13 protein-coding genes are annotated in these 16,551 nt (G+C 43.0%); 6 read left to right on the top strand and 7 right to left on the bottom strand.

Annotation, left to right across the window (positions count from 1 at the left end):
- The first annotated feature begins 14 nt into the window (after positions 1 to 14).
- Complete coding sequence (locus LVY74_RS07995) at positions 15 to 917, top strand: alpha/beta hydrolase (protein ID WP_237814635.1); 903 nt, start codon at positions 15 to 17, stop codon at positions 915 to 917.
- Between the two features lie 56 nt (positions 918 to 973).
- The gene (locus LVY74_RS07990; protein ID WP_237814634.1) at positions 974 to 2,248 is read left to right on the top strand and encodes a replication-associated recombination protein A; all 1,275 of its coding nucleotides are present in this window, start codon (positions 974 to 976) and stop codon (positions 2,246 to 2,248) included.
- Positions 2,249 to 2,457: 209 nt separating this feature from the next.
- On the opposite strand, the gene LVY74_RS07985 is transcribed toward LVY74_RS07990, so the two are convergent.
- The 4 genes from LVY74_RS07985 to dapA form a co-directional block, all read right to left on the bottom strand.
- On the bottom strand, positions 2,458 to 2,790 hold the full coding sequence (locus tag LVY74_RS07985) for a hypothetical protein (protein ID WP_237814633.1): 333 nt from the start codon (positions 2,788 to 2,790) through the stop codon (positions 2,458 to 2,460).
- 215 nt (positions 2,791 to 3,005) lie between these two features.
- Complete coding sequence (gene purC / locus LVY74_RS07980; RefSeq protein WP_111895899.1) at positions 3,006 to 3,725, bottom strand: phosphoribosylaminoimidazolesuccinocarboxamide synthase; 720 nt, start codon at positions 3,723 to 3,725, stop codon at positions 3,006 to 3,008.
- 36 nt (positions 3,726 to 3,761) lie between these two features.
- On the bottom strand, positions 3,762 to 4,376 hold the full coding sequence (locus LVY74_RS07975; RefSeq protein WP_151708393.1) for a lipoprotein-34 precursor (NlpB): 615 nt from the start codon (positions 4,374 to 4,376) through the stop codon (positions 3,762 to 3,764).
- Between the two features lie 13 nt (positions 4,377 to 4,389).
- Positions 4,390 to 5,283: a 4-hydroxy-tetrahydrodipicolinate synthase gene (gene dapA, locus LVY74_RS07970; protein ID WP_237814632.1), complete on the bottom strand. Its 894-nt coding sequence runs from the start codon at positions 5,281 to 5,283 to the stop codon at positions 4,390 to 4,392.
- A 324-nt stretch (positions 5,284 to 5,607) separates the two neighbouring features.
- Here dapA and pncA point away from each other — a divergent pair, with 324 nt between their 5' ends.
- The 3 genes from pncA to tynA all read left to right on the top strand — a co-directional run bounded on the left by pncA (position 5,608) and on the right by tynA (position 9,379).
- Positions 5,608 to 6,228, top strand: a complete 621-nt coding sequence (gene pncA / locus LVY74_RS07965) for a bifunctional nicotinamidase/pyrazinamidase (protein WP_237814631.1) — start codon at positions 5,608 to 5,610, stop codon at positions 6,226 to 6,228.
- 70 nt (positions 6,229 to 6,298) lie between these two features.
- A complete protein-coding gene (locus LVY74_RS07960) occupies positions 6,299 to 6,958 on the top strand; it encodes a response regulator transcription factor (RefSeq protein ID WP_237814630.1) in 660 nt (219 codons plus the stop codon).
- A 111-nt stretch (positions 6,959 to 7,069) separates the two neighbouring features.
- Entirely contained in the window at positions 7,070 to 9,379 is a 2,310-nt protein-coding gene (gene tynA / locus LVY74_RS07955; RefSeq protein WP_442862782.1) for a primary-amine oxidase, read from the top strand.
- Between the two features lie 269 nt (positions 9,380 to 9,648).
- Here the strand turns inward: tynA and LVY74_RS07950 are convergent, their stop codons facing one another.
- Both LVY74_RS07950 and gabT read right to left on the bottom strand, forming a co-directional pair.
- Positions 9,649 to 11,100: an NAD-dependent succinate-semialdehyde dehydrogenase gene (locus tag LVY74_RS07950; RefSeq protein ID WP_237814629.1), complete on the bottom strand. Its 1,452-nt coding sequence runs from the start codon at positions 11,098 to 11,100 to the stop codon at positions 9,649 to 9,651.
- Positions 11,097 to 12,383 (bottom strand): 4-aminobutyrate--2-oxoglutarate transaminase, encoded by a 1,287-nt coding sequence (gene gabT, locus LVY74_RS07945; RefSeq protein WP_237814628.1) that lies wholly within the window; start codon positions 12,381 to 12,383, stop codon positions 11,097 to 11,099. The genes LVY74_RS07950 and gabT overlap by 4 nt, the downstream gene beginning before the upstream one ends.
- 153 nt (positions 12,384 to 12,536) lie before the next feature.
- Between gabT and pdxR the strand changes: the two genes are divergently transcribed.
- Positions 12,537 to 14,036 (top strand): MocR-like pyridoxine biosynthesis transcription factor PdxR, encoded by a 1,500-nt coding sequence (gene pdxR / locus LVY74_RS07940; RefSeq protein ID WP_237814627.1) that lies wholly within the window; start codon positions 12,537 to 12,539, stop codon positions 14,034 to 14,036.
- A gap of 237 nt (positions 14,037 to 14,273) precedes the next feature.
- Here pdxR and gabP read toward each other — a convergent pair whose 3' ends face one another.
- Positions 14,274 to 15,665, bottom strand: coding sequence for a GABA permease (gene gabP, locus LVY74_RS07935; RefSeq protein ID WP_237814626.1), 1,392 nt, complete (start codon positions 15,663 to 15,665; stop codon positions 14,274 to 14,276).
- Positions 15,666 to 16,551 lie beyond the last annotated feature (886 nt).

Genomic DNA, 16,551 nt, shown 5'->3' with positions numbered 1-16,551 from the left:
GTAGCACGATCATTATGAAATTTTCAGCTCAGGCAGGCAGCATCTTATTGGGTTGCTTGCTTGGTTTTAGTAGCATCACGGCAAATGCTCGTCCCAATATTCAGCCGTTACCTGCCAATATTGCCCAAACAGGTTCGGCTGTTTATCAGTTTAAAACTTTAGAATTTGACTCGAAAGATCGCCAGCGACACTATCGGGTGTGGCTCGGAATTCCTAAACATGCTGCGCCAGCCCAAGGTTATGCTGCGCTATATATGCTCGATGGCAATTCTGCAATGTCACATCTTCAGGAAAATGTCTTGAAACAACTGAGTAAGTCGGATGCACCTGTTTTGGTGGCAGTGGGTTATCAAAGCAATTTGCCTTATGACGTGAATGCCCGTGCTCAGGACTATACGCCTGCCGATGCTTCAGGCAAGTTACAGCCTGATGCCAATCACCCTGAACGGATGACGGGTGGGAGTGCCGAGTTCCGTCAACTGTTATTAGATAAGATTGTGCCGTGGGTCAATCAGCAGACACAGATTAATCCGCAACGGACTGCGTTGTGGGGACATTCTTATGGTGGGTTGTTTGTGTTAGATACTTATTTAAACAGCAACTATTTCCAGTCTTACTTTGCGGCAAGTCCTTCGATTCACTGGCAAAATGACCGTATTCAGCAGATGTTGAATCAGGCAACACCTGCCCAGTTACAGCATAAGCATTTATCAATTATTGAAGGTGACGTACAAACCCCTGTTGCGGCTGATGACCAAGACAAGCAGATTGATGAATTAATTGATCAAAATCGGGAGATTGTGCGACAACTGCATCGTAAAGGGGCAGATGTCAAACTGGTGGTGTATCCCGACTTGAGGCATGGTGAAGTTTTTCCAGCCTCGTTGCTCGACGTAATCACAGAACAACGCTATTGAATGGGTATTTCAATCTTGTAGACTATAGCAAAGCCAAAACAATGAATTGAAACCGCATGTCAGAGAGCCAAATTCCATTACCCGAGCGTTTGCGTCCCCGTGATCTGTCTGAAATTATTGGGCAAGAACATTTGCTGGGAGATGGTGCGCCCTTACGCCAGATGATTGATCAGGGACATTTACCTTCAATTATTTTTTGGGGGCCGCCAGGTGTTGGAAAAACCACGATTGCCTTACTTTTGGCTCAAGCAGTGGATCGTCCTTTTATCAGCTTGTCGGCACTGAATACTGGCGTCAAAGAACTCCGTGAAGTGATCGCGGAAAGTGGTGACTTACTGACACCTGTGGTTTTTATTGATGAAATTCATCGTTTTAATAAATCTCAGCAAGATGCATTATTGGGTGCAGTCGAAAAAGGCAAAATTACCTTAATCGGCGCGACCACAGAAAATCCGTCTTTTGAGGTGAATAGTGCTTTGCTGTCACGCTGTCAGGTGTATAGCTTAAATGCCTTGTCCAATGAAGCGATTGAAAGTTTATTAAATAAGGCACTACAGCAAGACCGTTTTTTAAAAGACCGTCAGATTTATATTGATGAATTTGATGCGCTTATTCAGTTTGCAGCAGGTGATGCACGTAAGGCACTTAATTTACTGGATTTAATTGCCAGTACCTTTGAGCCAGAGCAAGACAATCATATCAATAATGCACTGGTGGTACGTGTTGCTCAGCAAAACATTGCACGTTATGACAAGTCGGGCGAGCAGCATTATGATTTGGTTTCGGCATTCATTAAATCGATTCGTGGTAGTGACCCAGATGCAGCTTTGTACTGGATGGCACGTATGCTTAAAGGCGGGGAAGACCCGTTATTTATTGCACGCCGTATGCTGATTGCAGCTTCGGAAGATATTGGGAACTCCAACCCAAATGCACTGTTACTGGCAGGGGAGTGTTTCCGCTCTGTGCAGGTGATTGGGATGCCCGAAGCCCGTATTCTGTTGGGGCAATGTGCGGTGTACTTGGCGACCAGTGCCAAAAGTAACAGTACCTATTTGGCAATTAACCGTGCTATGGAACTGGCAGAGAAAACTGCAAACCTGTCTGTGCCATTACATTTACGCAATGCACCAACCAAGCTGATGAAACAACAGGGTTATGGTATCGACTATCTCTACCCACATGATTATCCAGAGCATTTTGTCATGCAGGATTATTTGCCACCAGAACTTAAAGGCACAAAGTTGTATGAGTCAGCTCGCAATAAGCGAGAAGTGGAAGGCGAACGTTTGCAACAGCGTCGTTGGCAGCAAGAACAGCAGCAACAGTAAACCAAATTGCCAAGATTCCTTGGCAATCTTTTTGATTATCTCAAAGTTGAATTTGTTTTACAGGACACGGGCTTACTCAGCAGTTCGGCTTTGTGATTGTTAAAGCTATAAAGTTTGCCCTGATTATAGATTTTGATGACTTTGGCATGTAAAACTTGAGTTTTAAATGCAGCCAGCTGTTTTGCCTGACCTAATCCAAAAATATTGCTTTAGTTTTTATTGTCGAGCAGAAACTGGATTTGTCCTGCCTGTTCGTCATAGGCTTTAAGAACGACTTGGCCATCACTATTCTCAATGGAGAACGTTGGCTTTTGGCTCACCACATTACAGTTGAGTTTAAGCGAGAGAACATCACCTGTTTTTGCCTTGTTTTTCAGGTCATAAATGTCCTGTTTTTTATTCTCAATATAAGACCATTGATCGTTTGGCAGGTTTTCAGTGAGTTGTTCTAGCTGGCTGATATTACTATCACTCACATCAACCACGCCTTTTTTGTTGGCTTGTGGGATTTCTTCTTTCGCAAGTCCGACTATATTTCCCACTTTATGTGTGGCGTTGGAAACAGTTTGACAGCCTGTCAGGTAAATGAAAGGGATGAAACCTAGGCAGAGGGATTTAAAAAATTTTTTTTTTCATTGCTTTGCTTATAAATTAAAAAATATTGTGGTGTATAAGTTGTAGGATTTTGAAAATTAAAATTATTTTATATGGATAATAAAAAACCGAGCCATAAGACTCGGTTTTTTGCAGTTTAAACTTAGATATCTTCTAAGTTAATGCCTAAGCGTGCTGCAACTTCTTCATAAGCTTCAACAACACCGCCTAAACCTTGACGGAAACGGTCTTTGTCGAGTTTTTTCTTCGTTTCTTTGTCCCACAAACGGCAACCGTCTGGAGAGAATTCATCACCAAGTACGATACGGTCATGGAACACACCAAACTCAAGTTTGAAGTCAACCAAAAGCATATCACCTTGATCAAACAAAGCTTTAAGAACGTCATTTACTTTATAAGTCAGTTCTTTCATGCTCTCAAGTTGTTCAGCAGTTGCCCAACCTAAAGCAATCGCTTGAGATTCGTTGACCATTGGGTCACCAAGCGCGTCATCTTTAAAGAACAATTCGAAAGTAGGAGGAGTTAACTCTTTACCTTCTTCAATGCCCAAGCGACGGCATAAAGAACCCGCTGCATAGTTACGAATCACGCACTCTACAGGAATCATTTTAAGTTTTTTCACTAACACTTCTGTTGGTGTAAGCAATTTCTCAAAATGAGTTTCAATACCAGCAGCAGCCAGTTTTTCCATAATAAAGGCGTTAAAACGGTTGTTCACCTTGCCTTTACGATCTAGTTGCGCGATTTTTTCGCCGTTGAACGCCGAAGCATCGTCACGAAAAACTAAAATCAAGTGGTCTGGACTATCTGTTTCATAAACAGATTTTGCTTTACCTGTATAGAGCAAGGTTTGTTTTAACATGGGATGAACCTGTTTTCAAAAATATACCTAGGGTGACTAGGCTGGCCAATTTTGAGAAATCTGGTCTAACAATGCTTTCGCTTTAGCCTGATCAGCAAAACTGTTATCAGGATTAAATAAAACGAGGGTATTGGTTTTACCAACAGCGGAAAGCTTTAAGACATAGGTATGATCATCGATCTTAATGGTTGCTTCATACCGTGTTTGGCTTTGGCTAATCACGCTGTAATTTAGACTGCTTAGTGTTGCAAGCGTGTACGCCCAAATTGTATCAGATTTACCTGTAACTTTCAGTAACGGATTTTGGTTTCCGTCAACTAAAACCACAGGTTTTGGATAATTATCTTGAGCTTCAGTCAAGGCACGGTTCGGAACGACCTCACCCGCACGTGGCATAACAAAACGGTTACCTTTTTTATTTTCATAATCAGGCGCATGTTGTAATGCCTGTGGGTCAATAATCGGTGCAGGATACAGTGGTGTTGCAGGTCGAGCCATTGAACCTTCAGGGTATTTTAAGGGTTCGATTTGATCGTTCGACTTTTTATAGTTTAAAGAACCATTGTTAATACTGAGCGTATTACTCAAGGTGCTACAACCAGCCAAACTTAAAACTGAAAGTGCAAGGGTTAAACCTAAACGTAACTGCATAATATTGTGCTCTTTAAATAATACCGACGTCTTTTAGCGCCTCACGCAATGGAGCGCGATATTGTTCTGCAAGAGGAGTCAGTGGCAAACGAATACCTGTGCCAATTTGTCCCATTTCATGTAATGCCCATTTCACAGGAATTGGGTTCGATTCGCAAAACAAAATATTGTTTAAATTTGCAATCTTATTGTTGATCTGCTGAGCAATATCTTGATGACCTTGTAATGCAGCAGCACAAAGCTCACTCATCAGTTTTGGTGCAACATTGGCAGTCACAGAAATATTACCATTTGCACCAAGGCTGATCAGTTCGGCAGCTGTTTCGTCATCACCTGAGAAAACAGACATACGACCTTTTAATGCATCGATGAGTGCTTTACCACGTGCTGTATCACCAGTCGCATCTTTTACCGCAATGATATTTGGAATATCGGCAAGGCGAAGTACAGTTTCATTTTGCATGTCGACGCCTGTACGTCCAGGAACGTTGTACACAATAATCGGTAAATCAACAGTTTCAGCAATCGCTTTGAAGTGTTGGTATAAACCTTCCTGAGTCGGCTTGTTGTAATAAGGTGTCACGAGAAGTGCGGCATCTGCACCGAGCATTTGCGCTTCTTTGGTCAGTTCAATCGCTTCATGAGTTGAGTTTGCACCAGTACCAGCAATAACAGGGATGCGTTTGTTGACCACACGAATGACTTCTTTAATCACTTGTGTATGTTCAGACATACTTAGGGTTGATGGTTCACCTGTAGTGCCGACTGCAACAATTGCATTAGTACCTTGTTCGACGTGCCACTCAACGAGCTTTTCAAGGTTCTTCCAATCTACGCTGCCATCTTCAAACATAGGGGTGACAAGTGCGACAATTGAGCCTTGAATATTCTGAGCTTGCTGAGTCATTTTGAAAAAATATCCTATTTGACCATCCATGCAATTTTAAAAAGGATGGTTACTGATTTTTTGAATTTAAGCGGGAAATTCAACGAAATTTTGCGGCAACGTTGAATGTTGCTTACTCAAATTATGACTGAACATGGTATGAAGAACAATATACTTTCGTTAAAGCTTGAGAAAACTTTTGAGACATTTTTTAAGCAGTTTGTGTCAAAAGTCTCGCTGTTGATAAATTTAACAAAAAGATCGAGTTAAACCATGTAGCTCAGGTTTTGTTTTGTAAAGTATTGGCTAAAATCTCGGCATACCCGAATCTTGAGGAAAATAAAAATGCATCTACAACATAGCGCACTGATTGTAGTCGATATTCAAAATGGCTTTACTCCAAAAGGACATTTGGCTGTTGCAAACAGTGATCAGATTATTCCCTTGGTCAATCAGTTGGCTAAGAAATTCCAGCATGTGGTACTCACACAAGACTGGCATCCTGCCAATCATATTTCCTTTGCTGAAAATCATGCAGGTAAGCAGCCTTTTGAAACGATTCAGCTCGATTATGGAACACAAGTGCTGTGGCCAAGTCACTGTGTACAGGGAACGCATGATGCAGAACTGCATCCTGACTTAAATATTCCACATGCGCAGCTGATTATTCGTAAGGGTTGGCATACCGAGATTGACAGTTATTCGGCTTTTTTGGAGGCAGACCAAAAAACCACGACAGGTTTGGCGGGCTATTTAAGAGAGTCTGGGATTGAAACGGTTTATGTGGTTGGAATCGCGACGGATTTTTGTGTGGCATGGACTGCGATGGACGCTGTAAAACTGGGTTTTCAGACCTATGTGATTGAAGATGCCACCGCAGCCATCGACTTAAATGGTTCATTACAGCAGGCATGGGCGGTGATGCAGGGCTTAGGGGTGATTCGTTTGCAGTCTGGTCAGCTTTAAGGATATTCAGTTTTTTAGAAAATCGGCAAAATTCTTGCATATGTTTTTGAAAATGGCTTTGGAACAGCGTATGAATTTTCAAACATGGGCAGCTTTTGTCGATCATTTTGCGCAGTCGGTTTCGCGTATTATGCCTTTGGATGGGGTATTTTCATACAAAATCGACTCGGCGCAGTCACAAAGCGATTACTATTTTCAGAACTTGTCATCGCAGTTAGTCGATGAATACCTCTCGGAAATGCAGGGGCATGATCCACTCTCGATTCAAAAACATTTTTATCGCAATGTCGATACCTTGGCACTGAGCCAGTGCTATGTTGATTCGACCTATCAGGAGTTTGCTGATCGGGTACAGATGCAGGATAACGTCGAACTGTTTTTTAAAATCAATAAAGTGCCTGTGCGTGGTATTAGTCTGATCCGCTCGAAACAACATGCAGCATTTTCAGCACAAGAACTACACGTGATTCAAAGCTGTTATTTGCTTGGAAATTATCATCTGAATCAAATGCTGATTTTGTCCAATCAGGACATGGGTGAAAAATATTCTGACTATGGTTTGACTAAAAAAGAACAACAAGTTGTTGATTTTATTTGTTTAGGTAAAAGTAACCAAGCTATTGCCGATGCGATGTTTGTCAGTGTGCCAACAGTAAAAACCCATGTGCAGCACATTTTTCAAAAAATGCAGGTGAGTAGTCGCCAACAAGTGATCAGCCAGTTCCTCTAGCCCAATCAAAATCATTCTTTTGGATGATGCCTTTTCTCTAGTCTGAATTTAAGTTTACTCAATATCAGTATGATCTTTGGGGAAAATCAGATGAAATGGAATAAAGGCAAGATGGGATTCAACGGAATGAATCAACTTAAAATGCTAGGTATGGGTTTGTCGATGGCATTGTTAACTCAACAGGCTTTGGCACATGGTCAGGCAGCCAAAATGTTGCCGTTGGCACAAGCTATGCAGGCGGTGGGGGCAACTGTTGAACAAGACCAGTATGCCGATGTCTATACCGTGACCAAAAATTCAACTTATGTTCGGATTAAACCGAACAGCAATACCATTCTGGTCAACGGCAAGCCGCTGAAAATTAGTGTGCCTGTTATCATCAAAAATGGACAGGCGATGGCATCTGAAGAACTCGCCAATGAAATTTTCCAGTCGAAACTCGATCAAACTTTTCAGGTCGAAAGTGTCCCGCATCCATTAAATACGTTATCTGCCGATGAAATTCGTTCTGTGACAGCCATTATTAAAGCCGATACACGTGCACCACAAGCTTTGCGTTTTAGTCGTTTGGCACTCAAAGAACCCGATAAAAATGTGGTGTGGAATAGTGTCTTGAACCATCAGGCGTATACAGGTGACCGTCAGGCGGTATTTTCCTTACTGGAAAATAACAACATCATTGAAGGTGTGGTGGATCTAAAAACCCAGAAAGTTACCGAATGGAACATTCTTAAAAATACGCATGGTATGGTGCTACTCGATAATTTCGAGCTGGTGCAGCAAGTGATTAAGGAAAGTCCTGAATATGCGGCAGCACTGAAAAAACGTGGCGTGACTGACATCAGTAAAGTCGTGGCAACACCGCTGACCGTGGGCTATTTTGGTGGTGAAGATGGCTTAAATAAGGAACTGAATCTGCTCAAAGTTGTATCGTATTTAGACACAGGCGATGGCAACTACTGGGCGCATCCAATTGAAAACTTGATTGCTGTGGTCGATCTCGACAAGAAAAAAATTATCAAAATTGAAGATGGCGATTTAATTCCCATCCCAATGGCGGCACGCCCCTATGATGGTCGTGACAAAGCAATGGTTGCCAAAAAACCATTACGCATCACTGAGCCTGAAGGTAAAAATTTTACTGTGACAGGACAATATGTCCATTGGGGTAACTGGTGCTTCCATGTTGGACTGGACTCACGTGTCGGGATTCAGTTATCGACCCTGACCTATAAAGATCAGGGCGTAAAACGCAAAATCATGTATGAAGGTAACTTGGGCGGGATGGTTGTGCCTTATGGTGATCCTGACATGGGTTGGTATTTCAAATCCTATCTCGATTCGGGTGAATACGGCATGGGAACGCTGACTTCATCGCTACATCGTGGGACTGATGTGCCTGAAAATGCGGTGATGTTTGATGCCGTGATTGCCGATTATCAAGGCAACCCTGTCACGATTCCAAATGCCTTTGCAATTTTTGAGCGCTATTCTGGGCCTGACTATAAACATCAGGAAATGGGACAGCCAAATGTCAGCGTGGCACGCCGTGAACTGGTGGTGCGTTGGGTCAGTACCGTCGGTAACTATGATTATATGTTTGACTGGGTACTGTCAGAAAATGGCACGATTGGCATTAATGCAGGTGCAACAGGGATTGAGGCAGTCAAAGGGGTGAAATCACGCACCATGCACGATGCAACAGCCAAAGAAGACACCCGTTATGGAACATTGATTGATCACAATATTGTGGGAACAACTCATCAACATATCTATAACTTCCGTTTAGATATGGATGTGGATGGCAGTAACAATACCTTAACTCGTATGAACCCTATGATTGCCAAAAATGGCAAAGGGCTGCGTAAAAGTGCTATGGAGTTAGAAACCAGTACCGTCAGCAAAGAACAGGATGCTGCAGAGAAGTTCGATGCAGGCACCATTCGCCTGATCAGTAACTACAGCAAAGAAAATGCAATGGGCAACCCTGTATCCTATCAGTTGATTCCGTATGCAGGCGGGACGCATCCTGTCGCCAAAGGTGCGAACTTCTCGAAAGATGAATGGTTGTTTAAACGTTTGAACTTTATGGATAAGCAGATTTGGGTGACCAAATACAATCCAAATGAATTGTATCCTGAAGGGGCGTATCCAAACCGTTCTGACCATGACACAGGGCTGGGGCAGTTTGTGAAAAACAATGACAATATTGATAACCAAGATTTGGTGGTCTGGCTGACCACAGGCACAACCCATGTGGCACGTGCTGAAGAATGGCCAATCATGCCAACCGAATGGGTGAATGTCTTGTTGAAACCATGGAATTTCTTTAGTCAAACACCAAGTTTAAGCAGTAATCAGTCAGATCAACCTGTTGCAGAAACAGCACCGAGTAGTTCTGATGCACATTCAGGTCATTAAGCTAGAAATTAAAATCCACCTCGACAGAACCAAATTGCTGCCGAGGTGGATATTTTTTGATAATTCTATCGAACGCTAAAAAACCGAGATTTCTTTCTATTTTATTTTTGAGATGATGTTGCAAGCTTCGTTTGCAGCGTGATTTCATGAAATTATTTTTATCGATGATTCAGTTTGTTCAGAAAAGTTTTGCACTGCTAAACAGCAGGCATAAAAAAACCAGTCATCGAATGGGCGAGACTGGTTTCTTTAATTGGCTGTCTGAACGATTATTCAGAAAGGTCAACACACAAGTATTTCATTTCGAGATACTCTTCGATGCCGAACTTCGAACCTTCACGTCCAAGACCTGATTGTTTTACACCGCCAAATGGTGCAATTTCGTTGGAGATCGCACCAGTGTTGATGCCGACCATACCATATTCGAGTGCTTCACCCACACGCCATTGACGTGCTGTGTTCTGAGTGAATAAGTAAGCTGCCAAGCCAAACTCAGTGTCATTTGCCATCGCCACAGCTTCGTCTTCAGTTTTGAAACGGAACAATGGTGCAAGCGGACCAAAAGTTTCTTCTTTAGCGACTTTCATGTCTTGAGTCACGCCAGTCAACACAGTTGGTTCAAAGAATGTTGCACCAAGCTCAGAACGCTTACCGCCAATGCGGATTTGAGCGCCTTTAGCCACGGCATCATCAATGTGTGATTGAACTTTAGCGACTGCTTTTTCGTCAATCAACGGACCTTGAGTTGAACCTTCATGACGACCGTCACCCACTTTCAACTGTTTAGCCACAGTTTCAACGAGGCGTTCAGCCAATGCATCATAAATGCCGTCTTGAACATAGATACGGTTTGCACATACACAAGTTTGACCGCTGTTACGGTATTTACTTGCCATGATGCCTTGAACCGCTTGATCCAAGTTTGCGTCATCAAAAATCAAGACAGGTGCGTTACCGCCCAATTCAAGAGAAAGTTTCTTGATGGTTGGTGCACATTGTTGCATCAAGATACGACCCACTTGGGTTGAACCTGTGAAGCTGAGTTTACGCACGATGTCGCTGTCACATAAAGTTTTGCCGACTTCTGCTGCATCACCGCTGATGTTGATTAAAACATCTACAGGTAAGCCAGCTTGTAGTGCAAGCACTTCAAGGGCATATGCAGTTAACGGCGTTTGTTCTGCTGGTTTAACCAACATCGAACAACCTGCTGCAATGGCTGGCGCTGCTTTACGGGTGATCATTGCCGCTGGGAAGTTCCAAGGCGTAATCGCTGCCGTCACACCAATACCTTGTTTAATCACAAGTAAGCGTTGTTGTGGTTGAGTTGATGGTAAAACTTCACCATCAATACGACGTGCCTGTTCCGCAAACCAACGAACGAAAGACGCTGCATAACCAATCTCACCACGTGCTTCAGCCAGTGGTTTACCTTGCTCAGCGGTTAAGATTTGTGCCAAATCTTCTTTGTGAGCAAGCATGAGGTTGTACCATGCCCATAATACGTCTGCACGTGCAGTCACAGTTTGCTTTTTCCAAGCTGCCTGTGCTTTTTCAGAACGTAAAATTGCGGCTTCAACAGCTGCGCTGTCGTAGGTTTTCACCCACGCCAGCGTTTCACCTGTAGCAGCGTCATTCACTTTGATATAGTCGTCTGAAGCAGGTGCTTCAAACGAAATATCAGCGTGCTTTAGCAAATACTGCAAGTTAGCTTGGATCATGCAGATTGCTCCGCTGCATTGGTTGCGTTCAAAGTTGCAAAACCTTGTTTCAAGATGTCTAGACCTTGACGGAATTGTTCAACTGGAATAGTCAATGGATACAAGAAACGGATTACGTTACCGTATTTACCACAAGTCAAGATTAATAGACCGTTGTCCATTGCATGTTTTTGAACTGCTTTTGCTTGGTCAGCAGTTTCAAGTTCAACAGCAATCATTGAACCTAAAGCACGGATGTGAGTCACGACATCGCCAGTCGCTGCTTTGATGTCTTCTAAAGTTGCAACAAGCTCAGCACCCAATTCGTTTGCACGTTCGCAAAGGTTTTCGCCTTCAATCACGTCGATGACTGCGTGAGCAGCAGCAACTGCAACTGGGCTACCTGCGTAAGTACCACCTAAACCACCTGGATTTGGAGCGTCCATCACTTCAGCACGGCCAACAACACCAGAGATTGGGAAACCACCACCTAAGCTTTTCGCCATCGTGATCAAGTCAGCTTTAGTGTCGTAGTAGTTCATTGCGAACAATTTACCAGTACGTGCAAAACCTGATTGAACTTCGTCAGCCACGATTAAGATACCGTGTTTGTCACAAAGTGCGCGAAGACGTTTTAAGAATTCAGCAGGAACAACGTTGAAACCGCCTTCACCTTGAACTGGTTCAAGAACGATTGCTGCAACGTCATGCGCTGCAACGTCTTCACTGAAAATGTTTTCGATGCTTTCGATCGCGTCATCAATAGACACGCCTTTTGCAGGAACTGGGTAACGTGCGTGGAATACGCCAGCAGGCATAACACCGAAGTCACGTTTGTAAGGTGCAGTTTTACCAGTCATTGCCATCGTCATGAAAGAACGACCGTGGAAACCGTTACCAAAAGTAATGATGCCGTGACGACCTGTGTAAGCACGTGCAATTTTCACTGCATTTTCTACAGCTTCAGCACCTGTAGAGAAGAATGTCGTTTTTGCAGGGCCTTCGATTGGCGCACGTTCGTTAATACGTTCAGCTAAAGCCACATAACTTTCGTAAGGAACAACTTGGTAAGCAGTGTGCGTGAATTTAGTTAACTGTTCAGTTACAGCAGCGATCACTTTCGGATGACGGTGACCTGTGTTTAGTACCGCGATACCACCAGCAAAGTCGATAAATTGATTGCCTTCAGCATCCCAAAGAGTTGAGTTTTCTGCTTTTTCTGCATACCACTGACACATTACACCTACGCCACGTGGAGTCGCTTGTTGTTTGCGCTCGTTCAGTGCAGTATGTTTATCGCTCATGTTAATCCCTCATTTTGGTCATCGGTTACAGCTTGTACGTATGTATAGCATCATGATCAGTCATGATGGTTTACAATAACTGTGTATCGCTATAATTTCGCGCTTTAGGCGGCAAGTAACGAGAGCCACTTTAATACAGAAGGAGAGAGCCAATTGCGTAGCCTACTTGGAGATCATTTGTTGCAACGATTACAACAAGACACCGAGGGTACGCTACATCAACGGTTGTTTCGTTGTTTGCGTAGTGCCATTGTGGAAGGGGTATTGCAGCCCAAAACTCGCTTGCCTGCATCACGTGATTTGGCAGGGGAAATTCATGTGTCGCGAAATACGGTATTAACAGCCTATGAGCAGCTGCAAGCTGAGGGTTATGTCGAAGCCCGAACAGGACATGGCACATGGGTGGCAGAGAAGCTGCCAGAAGCTTTTTTAAATAGTCAGAAAAAGAAAACCCCGTTGCATCTGCAACCTACCAATCATAGCTATACCTTGTCACACCGTGGGGCAAGTTTGGTCGGCTACGCGGCTGCATCTCCGCATCAATGGGGGGCTTTTGTGCCAGGTGCACCCGATGTCACCGAATTTCCGCATCATGTTTTTAGCCGAATTCAAGCCCGTTTAAGCCGTGAACCAGACATTAACCGTCTGATTTACAGTAATGCTGGGGGCTGTGTCGAGCTGCGTAGTGCTTTGGCAGATTATTTGCGTGTGGCGCGTTCAGTCCAGTGTGATGTCGACCAAATTATTATTACTGAAGGCATTCATCAAGGTATTGACTTAGTCTCTCGTGCGCTGAGTGATATTGGTGATCATGTCTGGATTGAAGATCCTGCTTATTGGGGAATGCGTAATACCTTGCGGATTAACGGATTGCACTTGCGTCCAATGCCTGTCGATATTGAAGGGATTATTCCTGAGGATAATCCAAAGCAAGCACCGAAACTGATTTTTGTGACACCATCGCATCAATATCCACTGGGTTCACACCTGAGTTTGGCACGTCGTAAGCAGCTATTAAGCATCGCACGTCAGCATGGAAGCTGGATCATTGAAGATGATTACGACAGTGAATTCCGTTTTTCAGGGCAGCCGTATCCATCTTTACAAGGCTTAGAACCTGATGCACCTGTGATTTACATGGGAACCTTTAGTAAAACCATTTATCCAGCATTGCGCGTGGGGTATATGGTGGTGCCGAAATCGTTATTTTCACCTTTGCGAATTGTCGCGGCTGAGTTGTATCGCGGTGGGCATTTGCTGGTTCAGAAAGCACTGGCTGAATTCATTCGTGAAGGACACTATGAAGCGCATATTCGTCGTATGCGACTGCTGTATGGCAAGCGCCGTTCATTCCTGATTGATCTGATTTATCGTTATTTAGGTAAAGAATTTCTGCATGAATATGATGAAGCTTCAGGTCTGCATTTGGTGATGAAACTGCCGACTTACTGTGATGATGTCGCAATCGCGACCAAAGCCTTAGAGCGAGGCGTTAAAGTACGTCCATTGTCACAATATTATATGCAGTCACATGCGCGTGCGCAGCGTGGTTTATTGATGGGTTTTGCCTGTGTCAATGAAAAAGACATGGTGATGGCATTTGGTGTGTTGTTACAGTGCTTGCGTGAAGCAGGTGTGCCGACCCTGAACTAAAAATAAAAAAAACAAGGAGATCGCCAAATCTCCTTGTTTCCCTTGGTCGTGAGACCAACTTGATGCCGCCGAAAAAATAAAGCTTATGCAATATTTGCTTGGTCAGAAGTCAGGGAGAGCCGTTTAACTGTACCCATGCCAAGCACAGTAAACGAAGACAACCTCACCAATTTATTTTTTCGTCACCACCAATCTGTTGATACAGGCAGACCAAGCTGCCTGTATTGAGTTTGCTGTTTATTTACTCTCGGCAGCAGCAGAAATTGTTTTTTCGCTACGACGTTTAGTCACGATCAAACCTGAAATCACAACCAATACGCTGAGAATTGCGGTTGAAGTAATCTCATGGGTATGTGCTGGGTCAAATGCCATAATACCCAGTGCTGCGATGATGAAGACAATCACTGCCCAAGTTAAGTAAGGGAAGAACCACATTTTCATTGTTAATGGTTTGCCCGCAGCAACCAGTTTTTTACGCATAGCCAATTGTGAGCATGCAATCACCAAGTAAACCAACAATGCGATTGCGCCAGAGCTGTCAAGCAAGAAGCTGAATACGGCTTTTGGTGCTGCGTAGTTGGCAAAGGTACAGATGAATGCAATCGCAGTTGAAAGTAATACAGCAGCGACAGGGGTATGTTGTTTGTTCACACGTTTGGTGAATGCAGGTGCATCACCACGAACACCCAATGAATACACCATACGAGATGCTGTGTAGAGTGCTGAGTTCAAGCAGCTTGCAACCGAAGTCAGAACTACGATATCAACCAAAAGTTTTGCATGTGGCACGTGTAGTGAAGCCAATACAGTTTGATATGAACCCATGTCTGGTAAGCGTGGGTCATTCCAAGGTACAAGTGCAATCACAATGAAGATTGACACGATATAGAACAACGCAATACGCCAAATCACAGAGTTTGTTGCTTTAGTGATTTGATGTTCAGGGTCTTTCGACTCGCTTGCCGCAATCGTGACAATTTCAGAACCCATAAATGAGAACATGGTGGTTAAAAGAGCTGCCAAGACTGGCCCCCAACCATTTGGCATAAAACCACCATGATCCCATAGGTGTTTAACCCCGCTGACTTCTGGATTTGGAGAGAAACCAAAGACAGCTGCGCAACCAAAGATAATAAATGCAATGATTGAAACAACTTTGATTAATGCAAACCAGAACTCAAATTCACCGTAATTTTTTACGCTAAATAAGTTCGTGACAGTCAGAGCGGCAGTAATAAGGAAAGCAAGTAACCAGATTGGAGCATCTGGCATCCAAGAATTAATAATGGCAGCAGCAGCATTGGCTTCAAATGGAATCACCAATACCCAGAACCACCAGTATAACCAACCAATGGTAAATCCAGCCCATTTACCAATTGAGCGGTCAGCATAGGTTGAGAAAGAACCGCTGTCTGGTTGAGAAACAGCCATTTCACCGAGCATACGCATCACGAGAACGACCAGTGTTCCTGCAATGATATACGCTAAAATAGCCGCAGGCCCAGCCGCAGCAATGGCATGTCCTGAACCAACAAACAGACCTGCACCAATTGCTCCCGCAATTGACAACATGGTGACATGGCGATTTTTTAAGCCTTGAGAGAGAGAGGCTTCATTTGCTTGCGTCATAAAAAAACCTTCAAAAATAAAAAATGGATTTATATCGAACCCACATTTGCCCTAGGGCACTATGGGTACGCAGCAAGGACTAGCCTAACTACTCTGCAAGGAAAAATGAGAGTGAAAATGTGTCGATCTCATCACTGAGACCGACACGACATTGGTTAAACCAACGACCCCAAAATTTTGAAAAAAAGCTGTCTGAGCAAATTTGCTACGACCGCAAATAGCGGCATGCACATGAAAAATTTGATGTGTTGCCATACGATTTTCCTTAATTCATAACTTAGATTTTCATGTGGTGATGAGCACAATCCAATCTGACCAATTTGCTTTCTCCTAAGTTGAATCTACCGAAGGAAGTGGCTTTCAACATGAGATCACATTTGTGTCTGTATACATCCAGTAACTTTAATTTGTCGTTTCGTTGTTGAATAAACTAGAGCCATTTCTCAATGTAAGGAAAGAGCCAATTCTATAATTAAACTTACAAATTGGTTCTATTGATTTAAAAAAGTGTGATTTTTCTAGTTTGTTTTGATCATTTGGTTTTTTTTATTTCTTTTAAAATTATGTATATACAAAAAACATATTGAATGATATTACTATTTAAAGTAAGCGTGAAAATTCGATTAAATATCATTTTTAAAAATACTAAAAATTTTTTAATAAAATAATTGAATTGGCTCCTTTAAACTAAATTTTGTAAGAAATAGGTTGATTGCACTCTATTGGGGCGAATTAAAATCATGAGCCGATAAAACATAAAGTGCCTTAAAGTGGTTCATCGTAGCAAAGAGAGTCATGTAAGTGTTTAATCATGGTGCATTATTCTATGTTTGCTTGAATGTAGCGAAAGGTCTGAAAGGTCGAGAGATTTTATAAACCAATAAAA

It is taken from the genome of Acinetobacter sp. ME22 (assembly GCF_022012315.1).
Taxonomy (GTDB): domain Bacteria; phylum Pseudomonadota; class Gammaproteobacteria; order Pseudomonadales; family Moraxellaceae; genus Acinetobacter; species Acinetobacter brisouii_A.
Note: the sequence above shows the minus strand (reverse complement) of the source record. Positions and strands in the feature narration are given on the sequence as shown.

Coding starts and splice junctions, on each gene's coding strand:
- tynA (WP_442862782.1), top strand. CDS start 7,070: ATGGGATTCAACGGAATGAATCAACTTAAAATGCTAGGTATGGGTTTG.
- gabP (WP_237814626.1), bottom strand. CDS start 15,665: ATGACGCAAGCAAATGAAGCCTCTCTCTCTCAAGGCTTAAAAAATCGC.
- LVY74_RS07975 (WP_151708393.1), bottom strand. CDS start 4,376: ATGCAGTTACGTTTAGGTTTAACCCTTGCACTTTCAGTTTTAAGTTTG.
- gabT (WP_237814628.1), bottom strand. CDS start 12,383: ATGAGCGATAAACATACTGCACTGAACGAGCGCAAACAACAAGCGACT.
- LVY74_RS07960 (WP_237814630.1), top strand. CDS start 6,299: ATGAATTTTCAAACATGGGCAGCTTTTGTCGATCATTTTGCGCAGTCG.
- pncA (WP_237814631.1), top strand. CDS start 5,608: ATGCATCTACAACATAGCGCACTGATTGTAGTCGATATTCAAAATGGC.
- LVY74_RS07950 (WP_237814629.1), bottom strand. CDS start 11,100: ATGATCCAAGCTAACTTGCAGTATTTGCTAAAGCACGCTGATATTTCG.
- dapA (WP_237814632.1), bottom strand. CDS start 5,283: ATGACTCAGCAAGCTCAGAATATTCAAGGCTCAATTGTCGCACTTGTC.
- LVY74_RS07990 (WP_237814634.1), top strand. CDS start 974: ATGTCAGAGAGCCAAATTCCATTACCCGAGCGTTTGCGTCCCCGTGAT.
- LVY74_RS07995 (WP_237814635.1), top strand. CDS start 15: ATGAAATTTTCAGCTCAGGCAGGCAGCATCTTATTGGGTTGCTTGCTT.
- purC (WP_111895899.1), bottom strand. CDS start 3,725: ATGTTAAAACAAACCTTGCTCTATACAGGTAAAGCAAAATCTGTTTAT.